At 58.4% G+C, this 14,306-nt stretch carries 18 protein-coding genes and 1 pseudogene; 10 read left to right on the top strand and 9 right to left on the bottom strand.

The features are described from left to right. Positions 1 to 3 precede the first annotated feature (3 nt). Positions 4 to 504: a VOC family protein gene (locus tag HOJ95_09150; GenBank protein ID MBT6394859.1), complete on the top strand. Its 501-nt coding sequence runs from the start codon at positions 4 to 6 to the stop codon at positions 502 to 504. A gap of 126 nt (positions 505 to 630) precedes the next feature. Continuing rightward, complete coding sequence (locus tag HOJ95_09145; protein MBT6394858.1) at positions 631 to 888, top strand: hypothetical protein; 258 nt, start codon at positions 631 to 633, stop codon at positions 886 to 888. A 258-nt stretch (positions 889 to 1,146) separates the two neighbouring features. Here HOJ95_09145 and HOJ95_09140 read toward each other — a convergent pair whose 3' ends face one another. After that, a complete protein-coding gene (locus tag HOJ95_09140) occupies positions 1,147 to 1,455 on the bottom strand; it encodes a hypothetical protein (GenBank protein MBT6394857.1) in 309 nt (102 codons plus the stop codon). 112 nt (positions 1,456 to 1,567) lie between these two features. On the opposite strand from HOJ95_09140, the gene HOJ95_09135 reads away from it, so the two are divergent. The 3 genes from HOJ95_09135 (at position 1,568) to HOJ95_09125 (ending at position 3,227) form a co-directional block, all read left to right on the top strand. Beyond that, the gene (locus tag HOJ95_09135) at positions 1,568 to 2,077 is read left to right on the top strand and encodes a universal stress protein (protein MBT6394856.1); all 510 of its coding nucleotides are present in this window, start codon (positions 1,568 to 1,570) and stop codon (positions 2,075 to 2,077) included. A gap of 95 nt (positions 2,078 to 2,172) precedes the next feature. Then, the gene (locus HOJ95_09130; GenBank protein MBT6394855.1) at positions 2,173 to 2,760 is read left to right on the top strand and encodes a GAF domain-containing protein; all 588 of its coding nucleotides are present in this window, start codon (positions 2,173 to 2,175) and stop codon (positions 2,758 to 2,760) included. 128 nt (positions 2,761 to 2,888) lie between these two features. Further along, a complete protein-coding gene (locus HOJ95_09125; protein ID MBT6394854.1) occupies positions 2,889 to 3,227 on the top strand; it encodes a hypothetical protein in 339 nt (112 codons plus the stop codon). Positions 3,228 to 3,477: 250 nt separating this feature from the next. Here HOJ95_09125 and HOJ95_09120 read toward each other — a convergent pair whose 3' ends face one another. The 4 genes and pseudogenes from HOJ95_09120 to HOJ95_09105 form a co-directional block, all read right to left on the bottom strand. Next, positions 3,478 to 3,930 (bottom strand): hypothetical protein, encoded by a 453-nt coding sequence (locus HOJ95_09120; protein MBT6394853.1) that lies wholly within the window; start codon positions 3,928 to 3,930, stop codon positions 3,478 to 3,480. 104 nt (positions 3,931 to 4,034) lie between these two features. Beyond that, a pseudogene (locus HOJ95_09115) lies at positions 4,035 to 4,223 on the bottom strand (hypothetical protein). Positions 4,224 to 4,461: 238 nt separating this feature from the next. Next, positions 4,462 to 5,526, bottom strand: coding sequence for a HAMP domain-containing protein (locus tag HOJ95_09110; GenBank protein ID MBT6394852.1), 1,065 nt, complete (start codon positions 5,524 to 5,526; stop codon positions 4,462 to 4,464). Further along, a complete protein-coding gene (locus tag HOJ95_09105; GenBank protein MBT6394851.1) occupies positions 5,516 to 6,271 on the bottom strand; it encodes a response regulator transcription factor in 756 nt (251 codons plus the stop codon). Before HOJ95_09105 ends, HOJ95_09110 begins: the two co-directional genes overlap by 11 nt. Before the next feature lie 253 nt (positions 6,272 to 6,524). Here HOJ95_09105 and HOJ95_09100 point away from each other — a divergent pair, with 253 nt between their 5' ends. Beyond that, positions 6,525 to 7,319 carry an SDR family oxidoreductase gene (locus HOJ95_09100; GenBank protein MBT6394850.1) on the top strand — a complete coding sequence of 265 codons (795 nt, stop codon included), beginning with the start codon at positions 6,525 to 6,527 and terminating at the stop codon, positions 7,317 to 7,319. 168 nt (positions 7,320 to 7,487) lie between these two features. On the opposite strand, the gene fetB is transcribed toward HOJ95_09100, so the two are convergent. Continuing rightward, positions 7,488 to 8,291 (bottom strand): iron export ABC transporter permease subunit FetB, encoded by an 804-nt coding sequence (gene fetB, locus HOJ95_09095; protein ID MBT6394849.1) that lies wholly within the window; start codon positions 8,289 to 8,291, stop codon positions 7,488 to 7,490. Beyond that, positions 8,288 to 8,884, bottom strand: a complete 597-nt coding sequence (locus HOJ95_09090) for an ATP-binding cassette domain-containing protein (protein MBT6394848.1) — start codon at positions 8,882 to 8,884, stop codon at positions 8,288 to 8,290. The genes fetB and HOJ95_09090 overlap by 4 nt, the downstream gene beginning before the upstream one ends. A gap of 217 nt (positions 8,885 to 9,101) precedes the next feature. Between HOJ95_09090 and arsM the strand changes: the two genes are divergently transcribed. Further along, positions 9,102 to 9,887: an arsenite methyltransferase gene (gene arsM / locus HOJ95_09085; protein ID MBT6394847.1), complete on the top strand. Its 786-nt coding sequence runs from the start codon at positions 9,102 to 9,104 to the stop codon at positions 9,885 to 9,887. A gap of 28 nt (positions 9,888 to 9,915) precedes the next feature. Here the strand turns inward: arsM and HOJ95_09080 are convergent, their stop codons facing one another. Both HOJ95_09080 and HOJ95_09075 read right to left on the bottom strand, forming a co-directional pair. Continuing rightward, positions 9,916 to 10,764, bottom strand: coding sequence for a hypothetical protein (locus HOJ95_09080; GenBank protein ID MBT6394846.1), 849 nt, complete (start codon positions 10,762 to 10,764; stop codon positions 9,916 to 9,918). A 16-nt stretch (positions 10,765 to 10,780) separates the two neighbouring features. Continuing rightward, on the bottom strand, positions 10,781 to 12,046 hold the full coding sequence (locus HOJ95_09075; GenBank protein MBT6394845.1) for a M20/M25/M40 family metallo-hydrolase: 1,266 nt from the start codon (positions 12,044 to 12,046) through the stop codon (positions 10,781 to 10,783). Positions 12,047 to 12,227: 181 nt separating this feature from the next. On the opposite strand from HOJ95_09075, the gene HOJ95_09070 reads away from it, so the two are divergent. The 3 genes from HOJ95_09070 (at position 12,228) to HOJ95_09060 (ending at position 14,251) form a co-directional block, all read left to right on the top strand. Then, positions 12,228 to 12,392, top strand: coding sequence for a zinc ribbon domain-containing protein (locus HOJ95_09070; protein ID MBT6394844.1), 165 nt, complete (start codon positions 12,228 to 12,230; stop codon positions 12,390 to 12,392). Between the two features lie 94 nt (positions 12,393 to 12,486). After that, on the top strand, positions 12,487 to 12,882 hold the full coding sequence (locus HOJ95_09065) for a cytochrome c (protein ID MBT6394843.1): 396 nt from the start codon (positions 12,487 to 12,489) through the stop codon (positions 12,880 to 12,882). Between the two features lies 1 nt (position 12,883). Beyond that, entirely contained in the window at positions 12,884 to 14,251 is a 1,368-nt protein-coding gene (locus HOJ95_09060) for a phenylacetate--CoA ligase family protein (GenBank protein MBT6394842.1), read from the top strand. The last annotated feature ends 55 nt before the right edge of the window (positions 14,252 to 14,306 follow it).

Here is a 14,306-nt window from a genome sequence, read left to right as displayed (position 1 = left end):
CTGATGAAAACCATGATAGAGCATGTCGCCCTACGAGTTACGGATTTGGATCGTTCTATTGAATTCTATCGAAAAGTTATGGGTTTTAAGCCTGTAAGTCGTCGCATGATAGGAGATGGAGCGATTGAACAGGTGGTCTTCCGAGTTGGCGAAGATGTCCTTGTTCTTTTTTATAGTCACCAAGGAAACATTGATGCGGGTAGAGAGGAGCATCATGTTGTATCTGAAAATTTACAGAAAAATGCGGTCCAGAAGTGGACTGGTGGGATGGATCATGTCGCCTTCTCGTTCGATGAGGATGAATATGATGCTGTCATCCGGCGTGTTGGAGAAAATGGATACAAAGTCCACCGTGGCCCAGAGAGAAATCTTGGGGCTTTTGGAGTCGGTTATGCTAGTTATTTCTATGATCCCGACCATATTGAGATTGAAATTAAGCGCTACGAAGACCCTCCCGAACAACCTAGTGACGAATGGTTCGAAACGGGTCAGAAGTATACCTAATAAAATCTTACTTTGCTGCAGTCGATAATGTGAAGATGTTTTCCCCTTGTGGTTTTTGTTAACCATTTTGAAGTGGTTAAGTTTGTCTGCCTTTTCAGGAGGCATAGAATGGCATTGCATAATCGGATGGAGCGAATTTTTGCGGGTAGTGTTTCTGCTCCGCTTGGTGAGCGAATTCCAAGAATTGACGGGGCACAAAAGGTGGCGGGAGATGCCGGCTTTGGGGCTGATGTAGGTATGCCTAGAATGCTTTCTGGTAGAATGCTTTTGAGTCCTCATCCCCATGCTCTTATCAAAAATATCGACACCAGGCGTGCCCGGGCTTTGATAGGCGTCAAGGCTATTGTGACGGATGAGGACACTGCTCAGGTTCGGCTAGGGTAGGGAGGCTCTTCCCAAGGCGGATATCTCGATCACCTCACCTGGCGGCCAGGCTGGGTCCTCACAGCCACATGCCGCTCATTAATTTGTATTTCTGTAACGCAAATAAATTCAAATAAATACATCGTTTGTATCTATTCCATCCCTATTTTCCCTTTGTCATGGACGCCTCAAGAGGGTATATTTATACAGTCTTATCCATGTCTTGTGTCGGATAGTAAAAATGCCGCTATATTGGATAATGACAACCAGGGCCGGGTCTTAGGGCATCGAGTGTTCAATAGATAACGGTGCTGCTCGTATAACGAATCGTCGCCTGGGCAGGGAAATACGGGCCATCGCCACCGGATTTTTTCCGGCGGAACCATTTCCGGCGGAACCATTTCCGGCGGAACCATTTCTGGTGGAACCAATTTCCGCAAGAGGGATGCCGATGATAGCCACAAGCTCTCCCGAGCAATAAGCGCTGGCCTCGCGGGGGGCGATGACAAAAAAGCTGGCGCGGATAGAGCCGGGTGCAAACCCGCCCCCGGTCGCCTGGATGCAGGGGGCATCCAGACCGGACACCACTCGGGAGCGGGGCCATGCCCGCTCCTTACGACTCGAACAAAAGAAACATTGATCATGAAATGGCAGCCCAATGATTCCGGCGCCAGTCAACGGCCGGGGAGGAGGGAGAGCTATGAAGATCTACGATCCCAGGAAAATTCTCGTACCCATTGATTTCTCCGAGTACAGCGAGGGTGTCATCGAGGCCGGAGTGGACATCGCCCGCGACCGCGGCGCCACCGTCACCGTTCTCCATGTCGCAAGAGAATCCGACTACCTCGCCCACTACGGCGGCGAATTCCACGCCTCCAATATCTCATCGAGCAAGCTTCGTGACGACGCATGGCATTTACTCGAATCTCGGCTCAAGGCCCTCGTCAATAAGGCTGCGCAGGGCGCATGCGTTGAGGAAATCCTCATCTGGGGCAGCCCCGTGCGCGACATTCTCTCTGTCGCCGAACACGGCGGCCACGACCTCATCGTCATGGCCACCGAAGGCCGCCGAATGCTCAGCCGCTTTTTCCTTGGCAGCGTCACCGAGGAAGTCATTCGCCGCGCGCCCTGCCCGGTGCTCGCCATTCGGGCCAAGGTCGCCGAAAAAATACTCGCCCCCCAGAAGTTTGAGGAGGCCGTCGCTAACTAATCCGCCGCCCGCGGGGCGCGCCGCCCGTGGGGCGCACCGCCCAGGGGTCACAGTGGATTTTTTTATAAAATCCCGCTTGATAGAAAGGAGATGCGATGCCAGAGACTAACGAACGACCCACCTCCCGCCTCGAAATCATACGAGACGTCACGGGAGAGCTCACCTCCACCCTCGATGTGGACGAGGTTCTGCGCCTCATCATCCGCCTCGTGGCAGAAGCCATGGCGGTCAAGGGTGGTGCCGTTCGCCTTCTCAAGGACGAAACCAGCGAATACCGCCTTTCGGCCTCCTGGGGCCTTTCACATGCCTATCTCTCAAAGGGCCCCCTTGTTGCCGAGAGCAGCATTGCCGCGTGTATGCAGGGCGAGGTCGTCCATATTCCCGATGTTCGAAACGATCCCAGAATTCAGTATCCGCTCCACGCCCAGGACGAAGGCATCGTATCGATTCTCTCGGTGCCCATGATGATGATGAACAACGTTATTGGCGTGCTCCGGCTCTACCTGGCCGAGTCGCGTGAATTCACCGTTGAGGACATCGAATTTGTGCGCACGCTGGCCGATCTGGGCTCGCTCGCATTTGAGCACGCGCGCCTCTATTCGAGTCTCAAGGAACAGCACCACTCGTTAATTGAAGATTACCAGGCAGCATTTGAACAATCGGTATACCCACCCCAGTCCTGAAGGGCGGGATAGCCCCCGTCCTGGAGACAGGACGGGAATGAAAATTGAACGAAGCATCTCTTCGGAGGAAATCCACCAGGAACGAATCTGGAAGCCCTAGCCCGGGCTATAACAAGGAGGGCCAAACGATGGCCAAAAAACAAGAATTCAGAAAATTCAAACCCTACATCATGCGCTACCTTCACAGCCACGATCCCAATTTCGAGCCGGTACTCCGCGATTTACTCGACCATGAAAGATACGTCTACCAGGAACTCTCCAAACAGGGTGAAGAATTTACCCGCGGCGAGCGAAGCGCCAAGGGCTGGGAAATCGTATTCGGCGAGCTGGCCGAAATCCTCACCCCCAACCAGGTGCTGCAACTCCTTACCCGCTTGCGGGAGGATTTTGAAAAAACCTGCGAGACACTTCAACACATGGCCGAGGGCGAGAAAATCCTCATTGGCGACCAGGGCGGTGAATCCTGACCACCACCGCCTGTAACTCATAAATCTGCCCGTAATTTATTAGCGTTTTTTATGCTGAGGGGTGTGCTGCAGGTGAATATTTCAAGCGTGAAGTTATTCATAAAGGAATAAATTCGTTTGCTTATCTTTCCGGTAGCGAAAATTTGATGTGGTTTGACCCTTGGCTCGGGCTCTCCCTCACTGGCACCAACTCATACGTTTGGCTCTACCCCGGTAGGGGCCGGGCGTGGGCGCGCGTATTGCCCGAAGGCTATTTTTTTACAATGAGGGGGTAGTCTGGTGTCGGGTTGAGGGGGCAGGAATAAACGTAGCTGCCCTCTTTTAATGTGATGGCGTAGTCCTGTGTTTTGCCGCGGATGAGGCCGCCCCCTGAGACCTTGGGGAGAAGGATGCGGCCCAGGCCGCTTCCCCGGAGGTAGAAGCCCAGCTCATAGGGAACATTTTTATTCGTGACCCGAAAGATGTATTTGCCGGGTTTGAGGGTGATGGGTTTTGAGGCGGCGAGTCGATTCTCGCCGCTTTTTGCGTTGATGGCTTTGCAGTCGGCGCCCGATTTTGTTTTGAACTTTTTATCGCCCGCCTCGGGCTCGATGAATTGGCAGCCCGTTTGGGTGAGGGTGATGATTTTCGCCGTCGGGAGGCCCGATGCCGCCGGGAGGCCCGGTTCTGCCGCGTGGCCCGAAGCTGGGGCGAGGAGGGCAATGATGAGGGCTGCGAGCCCTGCGAGGGCCGCAAGGCCCCGGGTAATGAATTTTCGGTGGGAATCCATTTTCATCTCTCCTCCTCGCCCGAGATCGTTCGCTCAAATTACTTTTTAGCGCAAGGATTGCACGGGTTCTTGGCGGCGCAAGGGTTTTTCGCGGCGCACGGGTTCTTGGCGGCACAAGGATTCTTGGCGGCGCATGGGTTCTTGGCGGCGCAAGGGTTCTTCGCCGCACAAGGGTTGGCGGCACACGGATTTTTCGCGGCGCATGGGTTTTTCGCGGCGCACGGGTTGTGCTTCATGGCGTCGGCTTGGGTGGCGGTGCCGGGCAGGGCGAAGGCGAAGGCGAGCAGGGCTGCGAAGAGTAGCTTTTTCATCTTGATTCTCCTTTGCGAAAGCAATTTCTGAGGTGGCCCCTCGGGCCGGTTTAATTTCTTGTAGAGGCAGGTTAGCTGGCTACTTTAAAGGGAAAATAAAGGAATTTTAAAGATTTGGTAAAGATGACGTGGCCCGCTCAATATGATGTGCGGCTCAGGCCGGAAGCGTTATCCATATGCGGGTCTGACCAGCCTCGGAGCTCGCACCGACATGCCCGCCGTGGGCCTCGATGAGGCTCTTGACGATGGCGAGGCCAATGCCCGCGCCCCCGCTTTCCCGCGAGCGGGATTTGTCGGCCCGGTAGAAGCGCTCAAAGATGAGTGGTAGATCGCCCTGTTCAATCTGGGCCCCGGTGTTGGCGACGGCGAGCATGATGCCGCCCTCGGCAGGTGTTGCCGATATTTCGACCGAGCCGCCCGGGGCGGTGTATTGCCAGGCGTTCTGGACGAGGTTCCGGAGCGCCTGCATGAGCTTGTCGCGGTCGGCCATGACGCGTGTGGCGCCCTCATCGATGCGGGTGTTGGTGTCGATGCCCCGTCCCTCGAAGTCGCGCCGGTAGAGGGCCATGACCTGACCGATAATCTCACCCAAATCCACCTCCTCGCGGCGCAGGAAGGCGCCCGCCGCCTCGGCTCGGGTGAGCTGATTGAGGTCTCCGATCAGGCGTACAAGGCGGAGGATTTCACCCTCTAAGAGCGCGAAGGTTTCTTTCGAGGGAGGCACCACGCCATCGGCCATGCCCTCTAAGTAGCCGCGCACGTTGGTGAGCGGGGTGCGCAACTCGTGGGCGATATCGACGATCATGGCTTTTCTAAGCTGCTCGATCTTCTCAAGGCTGTCGGCCATCTGGTCAAAGGCGCGACCGAGTTGGCCCACTTCATCGCCAGAGGCAATTTCGGTTCTCGCCGAATAATCGCCAGCGGCCACCCGGCCTGCCGCATCGCCGATGCGACCGAGGGGCCTGAGCACGGCCCGCGTGAGGTAGAAGCTGAGCAGGGCGGCGAGACTCAGCGCAATCAGGCTCGCCCAAATGAGGTAGCTTCTAATCGCCTCGACGAACATCTGGTGCGAGCTCGTTGGCGAGATATGATATTTCTCCATCAACACCGAAAAATAATCGGCGGCAAGAAAATCGATGGCCAGCCAGACGACGAGGATGACCGTCCCGATGACGGGCAGGTTAATCGCCAGCAATTTCCACAAAAGGCTATTGCGCATCGCCCGCTCCTCCCGGCTCGGTCTCGACCGGCTTGGTCTCGGCCGGGTCGGTCTCGGTGAAGCTGTAGCCCACCCCGCGCACCGTCAAGACATAGCTTGGCCGCGAAGGATTTTTCTCGATCTTCTGGCGCAGGTTGCCGATGTGCACGTCGATGACCCGGTCCACAACGCTTTCATCATGCATGTAGAGATGCGCGATGAGGTCGTCGCGCGAGAAAACGCGGCCCGGCGAGCTCATCAGCTTGTCGAGCAACTTGAACTCCGACGGGGTGAGCGGGACCGTCTGGCCGTCGAGGGTGGCCTTGTGCTTGCCGGGGTCGAGGACAAGCGCCCCGGCCCGAAGCGGGCTCGTCGCTGGCGAGGGGCCTGGCCGCACGCGCCGCAAAATTGCTTTGACGCGCTCAACGAGTTCTCTCGGGCTGAAGGGTTTGACCACATAGTCATCCGCACCGAGCGAGAAGCCGAGTACGCGGTCCATCTCCTCCTCTCTCGCGGTGAGCATGAGAATGGGCACGTCTGATGTCTTGCGAATTTCGCGGCACACGTCCCAGCCGTCCATCCGGGGGAGCATGAGGTCTAAGATCACAAAGCCAGGCTTTCTGGTTTTGACGTACTCCAGGCCCACCTCGCCATCGTGCGCGACGATGGCGTCAAAGCCCGCCTTGTCGAGATACTTTGCCACCAGCGCGGCAATGTTCCGCTCGTCCTCGATAATCAGCACCGGCGCCAGCGCCCGCTCGGCCATGTTTAAAATCTCCAGAGGTCTTCAAGACGTGTGGCCGCCACAATCGTGCCCAAGCACATAGTAGCCACTCACCCCATAGGCATACCATGAAAATATAAAGGTTTGATAAAGGCGGCGCTTGCCTTATTTGGTGGATGGATGCACGCCGGGGCGGACAGCGGCGAATCCTCCCGGCAGCCGGGGCATATCGGCGCATACCGTGCTATCATCCCCCCATCCAATTAACGAATTTTTTCAATTAACTGAGGCGAATATGGATCTGGGAATAAAGGGCAGAAGAGCGATTGTCACGGGCGGTAGCCGGGGCATTGGATACGAGGCGGCAAAAAGATTTTTAGAAGAAGGCGCGCGGGTTTTCATCTGCGCCCGGGGGGCGGAAGCGCTTGAGGAAACGAGGGAATCGCTCGCCAAGGAAACAGGCGGCGAGGTCGTGGCGCTTCAGGCGGACACCTCTCAGGAAGGTAGCGCACAGAAAATCGTCGATGCGGCGGTGGCGGCCTTCGGCGGGGTGGATATTTTGGTGAACAACGCAGGCGAGATGAGCTCGGGCCGCTTTGACGTGCTCACCGATGAGGGTCTCCAGACCCAGCTCGACACCAAGCTCTTTGGCTTCGTGCGGATGATTCGCGCCGCCGTGCCCCACATGAAAAAAGGCGGCTGGGGCCGCATCATCAACATGATTGGCGGCGCTGGCAAAGAGCCCGACCCCTATATGTTTGTGAGCGGCATGACGAATTCGGCGCTGCTCAACCTCACGAAATCGCTTTCAGAAGAGTTGGGCGAGGCGGGCATTCACGTCAACGCCGTCTGCCCCGGCTGGGTGGACACCAACCTTTGGCAGCGCAACGCCCAGGGCCTTCAGGAAGAGTTCAAGGCCGAATCAGAAGAAGAGGCCCGCCGCCGCGCTCAGCGGCGAAACGCGCTCAATCGCTTCGGCAAGCCAGAGGAGCTCGCCGATGCCATCGCGTTTCTGTGCTCAGAGCGCGCCAGCTACATCACCGGTGTCTCGCTCAACCTCGATGGCGGCAGGTTAAAGTCTCTTTGGTAGAGCTAATCGCGAGGAGCGATTAGCTCTGTGTCACAGTGAGGACCCGCGACTTCTGTTCGTGAAGAACGATGGACTCCGTTTGTCGCGATGAGCCGCAAGCTCTGGTCACGGCGAGTAGCGCGGCGACATCTGTTTGTCGCGATGAGCGGTTAGACCTTTTGATCCCGGCTACTCCTTCGCCGGAGCAAGGCGATCAAGGCGCAGTCTGTGCCGCTCGTCGGTGAGCCGGTAGGCGCCCAGTTGAATTGCGGCGATGACGCCCAGCCCGGTTCCCCCGCCAATCAGAAACATGACAAGCATCTGATATTTAATCGCCTCCACCGGATCGACACCCGATAAAATCTGACCCGTCATCATTCCCGGCAACATCACGAGGCCAACCGCCGCCATGGCGTTCACGGTGGGGATGAGTCCGCTCCGCGCGGCGCGCCGCAAAAGTGGCCGGATGGCCCGGCCAAACGGCTCGCCCAGTGCGAGCTGCGCCTCAATCGATGAGCGCTCGCGCGAAACTTGAGAGGAAAGCGTGTTCAGCCCCAGGCTCACGCCGGTCATGGTGTTGCCTAAAATCATCCCGAACAGGGGAATCGAGTAGCGCGGGTCGTACCAGGGGTCGGCCTGAAGCTGGGTGGAGAGCGCATAGGCCGTCACGATGGCGACCGCCAAAAACATGCTAACCCCGCCAATGGCGTAGCCCCAGTTGCCCGCGAAACGGCGCTCTTGCCTGGCGCGCACCTCGCGTCCCGCGAAAAGAACCATGACCATCATCGCGCCCAGCGTGAAGGCGGGCGATGCGATTGTGAATAATGTTTTGAGAATAAATCCCATCAGCGTGAGTTGGACAATCATGCGGATGGCGGCGATGAGCAGCTGGCGCTCCAACGCCAGCCGGAGCCAGATGGAAATCCCCGCGTTGATGCAGATCAAAATCGCGGCCAAGGAGAGGTCCCAGCTATCGAGGCGGATATAGCTCATGGCGCCTCCTCGCGCACCGCGCCGCCCTCGACGATGAGTAGGCTCGACGCCATGCGCCGCGCCTGCTCGCGGCTGTGGGTGACCATCAAGATGGCGCACCCTTTCCCGAGACGGCTTTTTAACTCTTCCTCGGTGGCGCGGGTCGAATCTTCATCGAGGCCCGAGGTGGGCTCATCAAGAAGCAGCGCTTTCGGGGAGAGGAGCAGCGCCCGCGCCAGGGCAAGTCGCTGGCGCTCGCCGGTCGAGAGGCGGCCAATCTCCCAGCCGAGGCTTTCCTCGGGCAGCCCGAGCCGGGCGATAACGGCAGCGGCAGAGTCATGATCGGGGAAATGCTCTCCCACACGCTCGGCCCACCACCCCGCGTCGGCGGGAAGATAGACGACCTGCCTGCGCCATTCGGGGGCCGGGAGCGAGGAGCGTAGCGTTCCGCCCAGCGAGATTTCACCCTCGTTGGGATCGAGATCGGCCACCGCGCGCAACAAGAGCGATTTCCCTGCGCCAGAGGGACCTAAGATGGCTGCGCAATGGCCGCTATTTAGTTGAAAGTTAAAAGGTTTTAGGCCCAAGGGGGCGAGCCCCCTGATTTCGAGCATGGCCGTCTCCCGCTAGAGAAAATTGTGTGCGGCGCAGTATACGCCTTCCGCGCTGTTTTTATGTGTGCGGATAAAATTAAGAGGCAAGCTAGTGTTTTTTGTCTTGCCAACTTTCGAGGGAATACGCGAGGATAGCGAGGCGTTACAACTACTAACCGACTACACGCCGGTTTTCAGGATTTTAGGAGCCGGTCTTTATTTAAGGGAGTAAATCGAAATGGCGGATGCTTGTTGCGGAGGCGAGCAGGATAGTGGCGCTTCTGATTGCTGTGGTGATGGCGGGGATGTGAAGGCTGCCGTTCGGGAGCTTTACTCGAAAGTGGCCGAGGGCGAGGCGAGTTGTTGCGGCGGCGGCGATATGTTGATGGGAATCGATAGCCTAAAAGAGAGCGGCTACAGTGCCGAGCGTGTGGCGGATCTTCCCGATGATGTTGTGTCCTCGAACGCCGCCTGCGGCAATCCCATCGAAATGGTGGCTTTGAAGGCGGGCGAGCGGGTACTCGACCTGGGTTCGGGCGCGGGGCTCGATTGTTTTCTCGCCGCTGGCGAGGTTGGAGAATCCGGCCGGAGCATCGGCATCGATATGACCGACGCCATGCTTGCCAAGGCCGAGAGAAATCGCGAGAAAATGGGATTAAAGAACGTCGAGTTCAGAAAAGGCGAGATGGAGGCGATGCCCGTCGAGGACGGCGAGGTAGACGCCATTATTTCGAACTGTGTCATCAACCTATCGCCCGACAAGGGTGCAGTGTTCAGCGAATCGTTCCGGGTCTTGCGGCCAGGCGGGCGGTTTGTCGTCTCGGATGTCGTCATTGGAGAAGGGTTCAACCCCGAGGGCACCACCGATGAGTGGTGCGAATGCATCGCCGGGGCGATTAGCGAGGACGATTATCTTGGCGGTCTTCGCGCGGCGGGTTTTGAGGGTGCTGAAATCTTGGGCCGGCGGCCTTATCTTGTCGAGGGGCTAAAGAGCGCTATCATCCGGGCAGTTAAACCCGAATAATATTTTTTCTCTAGCCTCACCGTAATTTCTACAGCCCAAGCATCTTGCGGGCGGCCTGAGGGGTAGTCATGCCCGTGCGCACCCCGCGCGCCTCAGCCTCAGAGTTCATCACGGAAATAATGCCGTCCTCCCAGGTGCTCATCACATCGCCGATGCGCGCGCTCATCGTGCCGACGGCGGCGGCGGCGATCCCCGCCTCGGCGAGCGGGGCAAACGAGGAGATTCCCGAATCGTCCATCCCGCGCCCCGCATCGTTGGCGATCACGCCTTGTAGCTCCAGCGGGGTGACGAATTTGGCGAGTGTCGCGCCGCAGTGGGACGCCTGAACGAAAACATCGCGCGGCCTGGGCTCTTTGATCGAGCGCAGAACCGGGATGCCCCATGAGGCGTACACGGTTCCATTCTCGGTTTCTTCCATCGTATAAATTTCATCCGCAACCGAATCATCTCCCGGATCGGTGCTCTCGCGCACCGGGCCATCGAGCATGAGGCGGGCGGCCTCGGCGATGCTCTGGCCCACTTCGACTCCGAGAACTCTCGCGGCCTCGTTGAGGTGTCCAATTTTTCCGGTATAGACGGACTCGCCATCCGCCAGGCGGGCGGACATGGTTTCGCAGGCGGCGGCTGGCATGCCGAATTTGTCCGCAAGAGCGAGACCGCTAATTCCGGCCTCCTCCTTGCCAACGCCCGCCGCGTGGCTGATGCCTGCGCGCGCGCCCACCTTGAGCGCCCAGCCCAGGGTGGCGCCAGCGGCGTAGGAGCCCGACATGATCACGTCGCGCCCCGTTATCCGATCGTCGAAATAAGTCATCGAGTCGGCGTAGAACACGCGGCCCCGCCCGTCCTCATGGGCAAGTGTTATCGGATCGGGAGACATCGGGGGGCTCCTTTTCTTAGGCCGTTTGCTGGCTGCAAATGTCGAGGGCGGCGGCCAGATAGACCCGGGCGGCGGTGAGCATGTTCTCCACCGATACGTGCTCGCCTGCGGCGTGCATCCAGGTGCCTGCATCGGGATGGGTGAAGCCTCCGGGCCCATAGACAGCGCAGGGGATGTCGTAGCGGTTGAAGTGGGTCGAGTCGGCGGCGGGAAGGCGGATGACGGGCGCGGCCGAGGCGCCGGTGACTTCCTCGTGGGCGGTGCGCATTGATTTGATGATAGGAATTTCCGCGTCTATCAGCGTGGCCGGATCGTTCACGTAAAAAATAAGCTCAGCCTCGGGCATGTTCCGCTCTCCGGCAACTTGCTGGAGCACGGCGCGCAGCTCCCTCTTCACGTCATCGGCCTTTAACCCCGGTACGGTTCTCACGTCCACATAGAGGCTTGCCTCGAAAGGGTTGCGCGAAAGACGCCAGCGCAGCCCGCCCCGCACGGCGGCGATGGTGACCGAGGGGCGCTCGCCCATGAACTCGTGGCGCTCGCTGTAGCCGGGTGCCCAGTCGAGGAGGGCAGACTGGATGTGGTGAATTTCCTCGATGGCGTTGACGTGGCCCGGTTTTTTTCCGTAGGCGCTGTGGGCCATCGTGCCGCCAGCGGTGATTCGCGCCCAGATGCAGCCCATGTTGGCGTTCGAAACCTGGAGCGAGGTGGGCTCGGCCAAAATGGCATAGTCAGCGGTTATTCCGTGGGTGATGAGGTAGCGCGAGCCGGTGCCGTAGCCAGCGAAGTATTCGCCCTGGAATTCCTCGATGGGGGCTTTTTCGATCTCCCCAACCACGCCTGCAAGGGTAATGTCCCCCGGCAGGGAGATGCCTTCCTCGGCGATTGCCTCAAGCGCCACGAGGGCACAGGCGAGGCCGCTTTTCATGTTGTTGGCGCCAAGTCCCCATATCCAGCCGTCGCGGTAGACCGCCTTGGCCTTGAAGCCCTCTCCGGTGAGAAAATCCTCATCGCCATCGTAGGAGGTGTCCATGTGGCCGGTGAAGAGCAGGTTGCGGCCCTTGCCCGAGCCGGAAAGAGTGCCCACGACATTGGGCCGCCCGGCGCTGACCTCCTGGAGGGCTGTCTGGAGGCCTGCGCGGCTCATTCGCCGCTCAAGATAGTCAGCCATGTCTTTTTCGCCGCCCGTGGGGCTGGCGATGTCCACCATCTCCATTAGGGTTCGGCGAAGGGGGTCTTCGTAGATGTGGCGCTCGGCGCGTTCAAAATCGGGATGAGGCATGCTGGCTCCTCCAGGGTGCGTAACGCTATAGGCATTAAAGATAATTCAAGATAACCGAGAAGGGCCCCATGTTCAATGCGATTTTGATTGACGGGGCTTGCTCTGGTTCCTAGATTTAAGGGTATGGATGAGGATCTTCCCTCCAGCGGAATTTGTTTCCTTTATCTAGGAGGATTATACGATGCCGGTATACGAGTTCGAGTGTCATAGGTGCGGCGATACGGTGACTTTGATCCTTTCTCTGGCGGATTACGAGAAGAAAAAACCCAAATGCCCGAAGTGCGGATCGATTAAGCTTGAGCGGCTTATCACCTCGTTTGCGGTGCAAACGTCCCAAAAAAGCTGATACGCTTCGATAACAGGCTGGCGGTGTTTTACACCTGCGCGGGCGGGATGCCGCTTGCGCCTTTTTTCGTATTCGCTTTCAGGGGACGATTCACATGAACCGGAAGATTATTTTCGTCGCAGTGGTGGTTGCCGCCACTGCGGTGGTGTTATTTTTTGCGCCAAGGCCCTCAAGGCTGCCAAGAGAAGTATCGACGCTCTCAGAGTCAGAGTTTTCGCTGGCAAAGGGAGAGACCCTATTTCTTCAAAACTGTATGGTGTGCCATGGCAAGGATGCCAATGGGGCGGTCAAGGGCCCGCCTCTGGTGCACCGCATCTATGAGCCCAATCACCACGCCGACGCCGCCTTTTATCTCGCTGTTGAGCGAGGGGTTCGCCAGCATCACTGGAAATTCGGGGACATGAAACCCATGCAGTTTATAACGCGCAAGGATATGTCCTTTATTGTCGTATATGTCCGGAGTCTCCAAAAAAAAGCGGGGATTTTTTAGCGTGAATCCCAGTGCGCAAGGATTGGGCTCCCTCGATGAGCTTCGAGAGCTGAGGGAGGGGCGTCTTGCCCGAACAGTGGCACTTTGCGCCAAGGCGCACCCGTTTTACAAAAAACGCTTCAAGGATATTGGCATAGCTGCATCGGACATCAAGAGCCTCGATGATCTCGAAAAGATTCCGCTAACGCATAAAAGCGATTTTATGGCCGATCCGTCCGCCTTCTCACTCGATTCGGCATTGGCCGAGGAACTCTCCTTCGAGGAGCGTACTCTCTGGAACATCGCCTACACGACAGGCACCACGAGCGGTCGGCCCTCGCCGTTTTTCAACACCACGCACGATCAGTACCACATCATGATGCAGGCGCGCGTCTGCAACGAGGCCGAGGGAATAGGGCGAGGCGATATGATCGCCAACCTTTATCCGCTCTCGCCGATGCCTACCGGGGCATTTTTGTGCACGGTGCGCTCTGCCGAAATTCTGGGCTTGCCCATTGTGAGCGCCCTGACGGGGAGCCCGCACGCGGACTATCCGGTGCGCCGGAATCTCGATGAGGCCGTCGATGTCGTGGCCGAGGCTGGCGCGACGGTGATTTGGGGGGTGCCAAGTTTCGTGAGGCGCTTTCTTCGCCATGCCAGGGAGCGTGGCGCGCAGCTGGACAAGGCGCGAATGGTACTTACGACGGGGGAGGCCGTGAGCGAGGCGCTGGTTGAGGAATATCTTGATCACCTTCGCCACTTCGGGGCCGAGGACCCCCAGGTGCGCACCCGTTATGCCGCCACCGAGATGCAGGGCGGGCTCGTTCAGTGCGCACACGGCGCCGTGCCGCAGAATCTGGCGCCCGATCTGTATTATCTCGAAGTCGTGGACCCGGGCACCGGGCGACGCCTCCCCGAGGGAGAAGAAGGGGCTGTCGCGCTCACGCATCTACACCGCCGGGGAACGGTTTTCCTGCGCTATCTGATTGGTGATCTCATCGGCCTTAAACTCGAGGCGTGCCCGTTGTGTGGCCGCCTCGGCGAACGCATTGTGAGCGCGCCGCGGCGCACGGGCGATCTGGTGAAGGTTAAGGGAATGCTGGTGAACCCGGACATCATATTCGATTTGCTCTCGGCCGATCGGGGGGTCAGGGAGTATCAACTGGTTATCCAAAAGCGCGAGGCGGGGGACCCCGATTCGATGGACGAGCTCATCGTGCGCCTCGAGGCCGATGCTACTGAGCACGAGCGGCTTGCCCGAGAAGTGCCCGCCCTCATCAGTAAGGCGGTGATGGTCACCCCTGAGGTCGAATTCGCCGCCTATGGCGAGATTCACGATCCGATGAAGAGCGTCAAGGCGCGGCGGCTGGTGGATCTTAGGAAAAAATAAAAACACCCCGGTTGGTCTGCCGGGGCGCTTCATGTTTTGCTTTCGTAAAATATCG

This window comes from Nitrospinaceae bacterium, assembly GCA_018669005.1.
Lineage (GTDB): Bacteria > UBA8248 > UBA8248 > UBA8248 > UBA8248 > UBA8248.
Note: the sequence above shows the minus strand (reverse complement) of the source record. Positions and strands in the feature narration are given on the sequence as shown.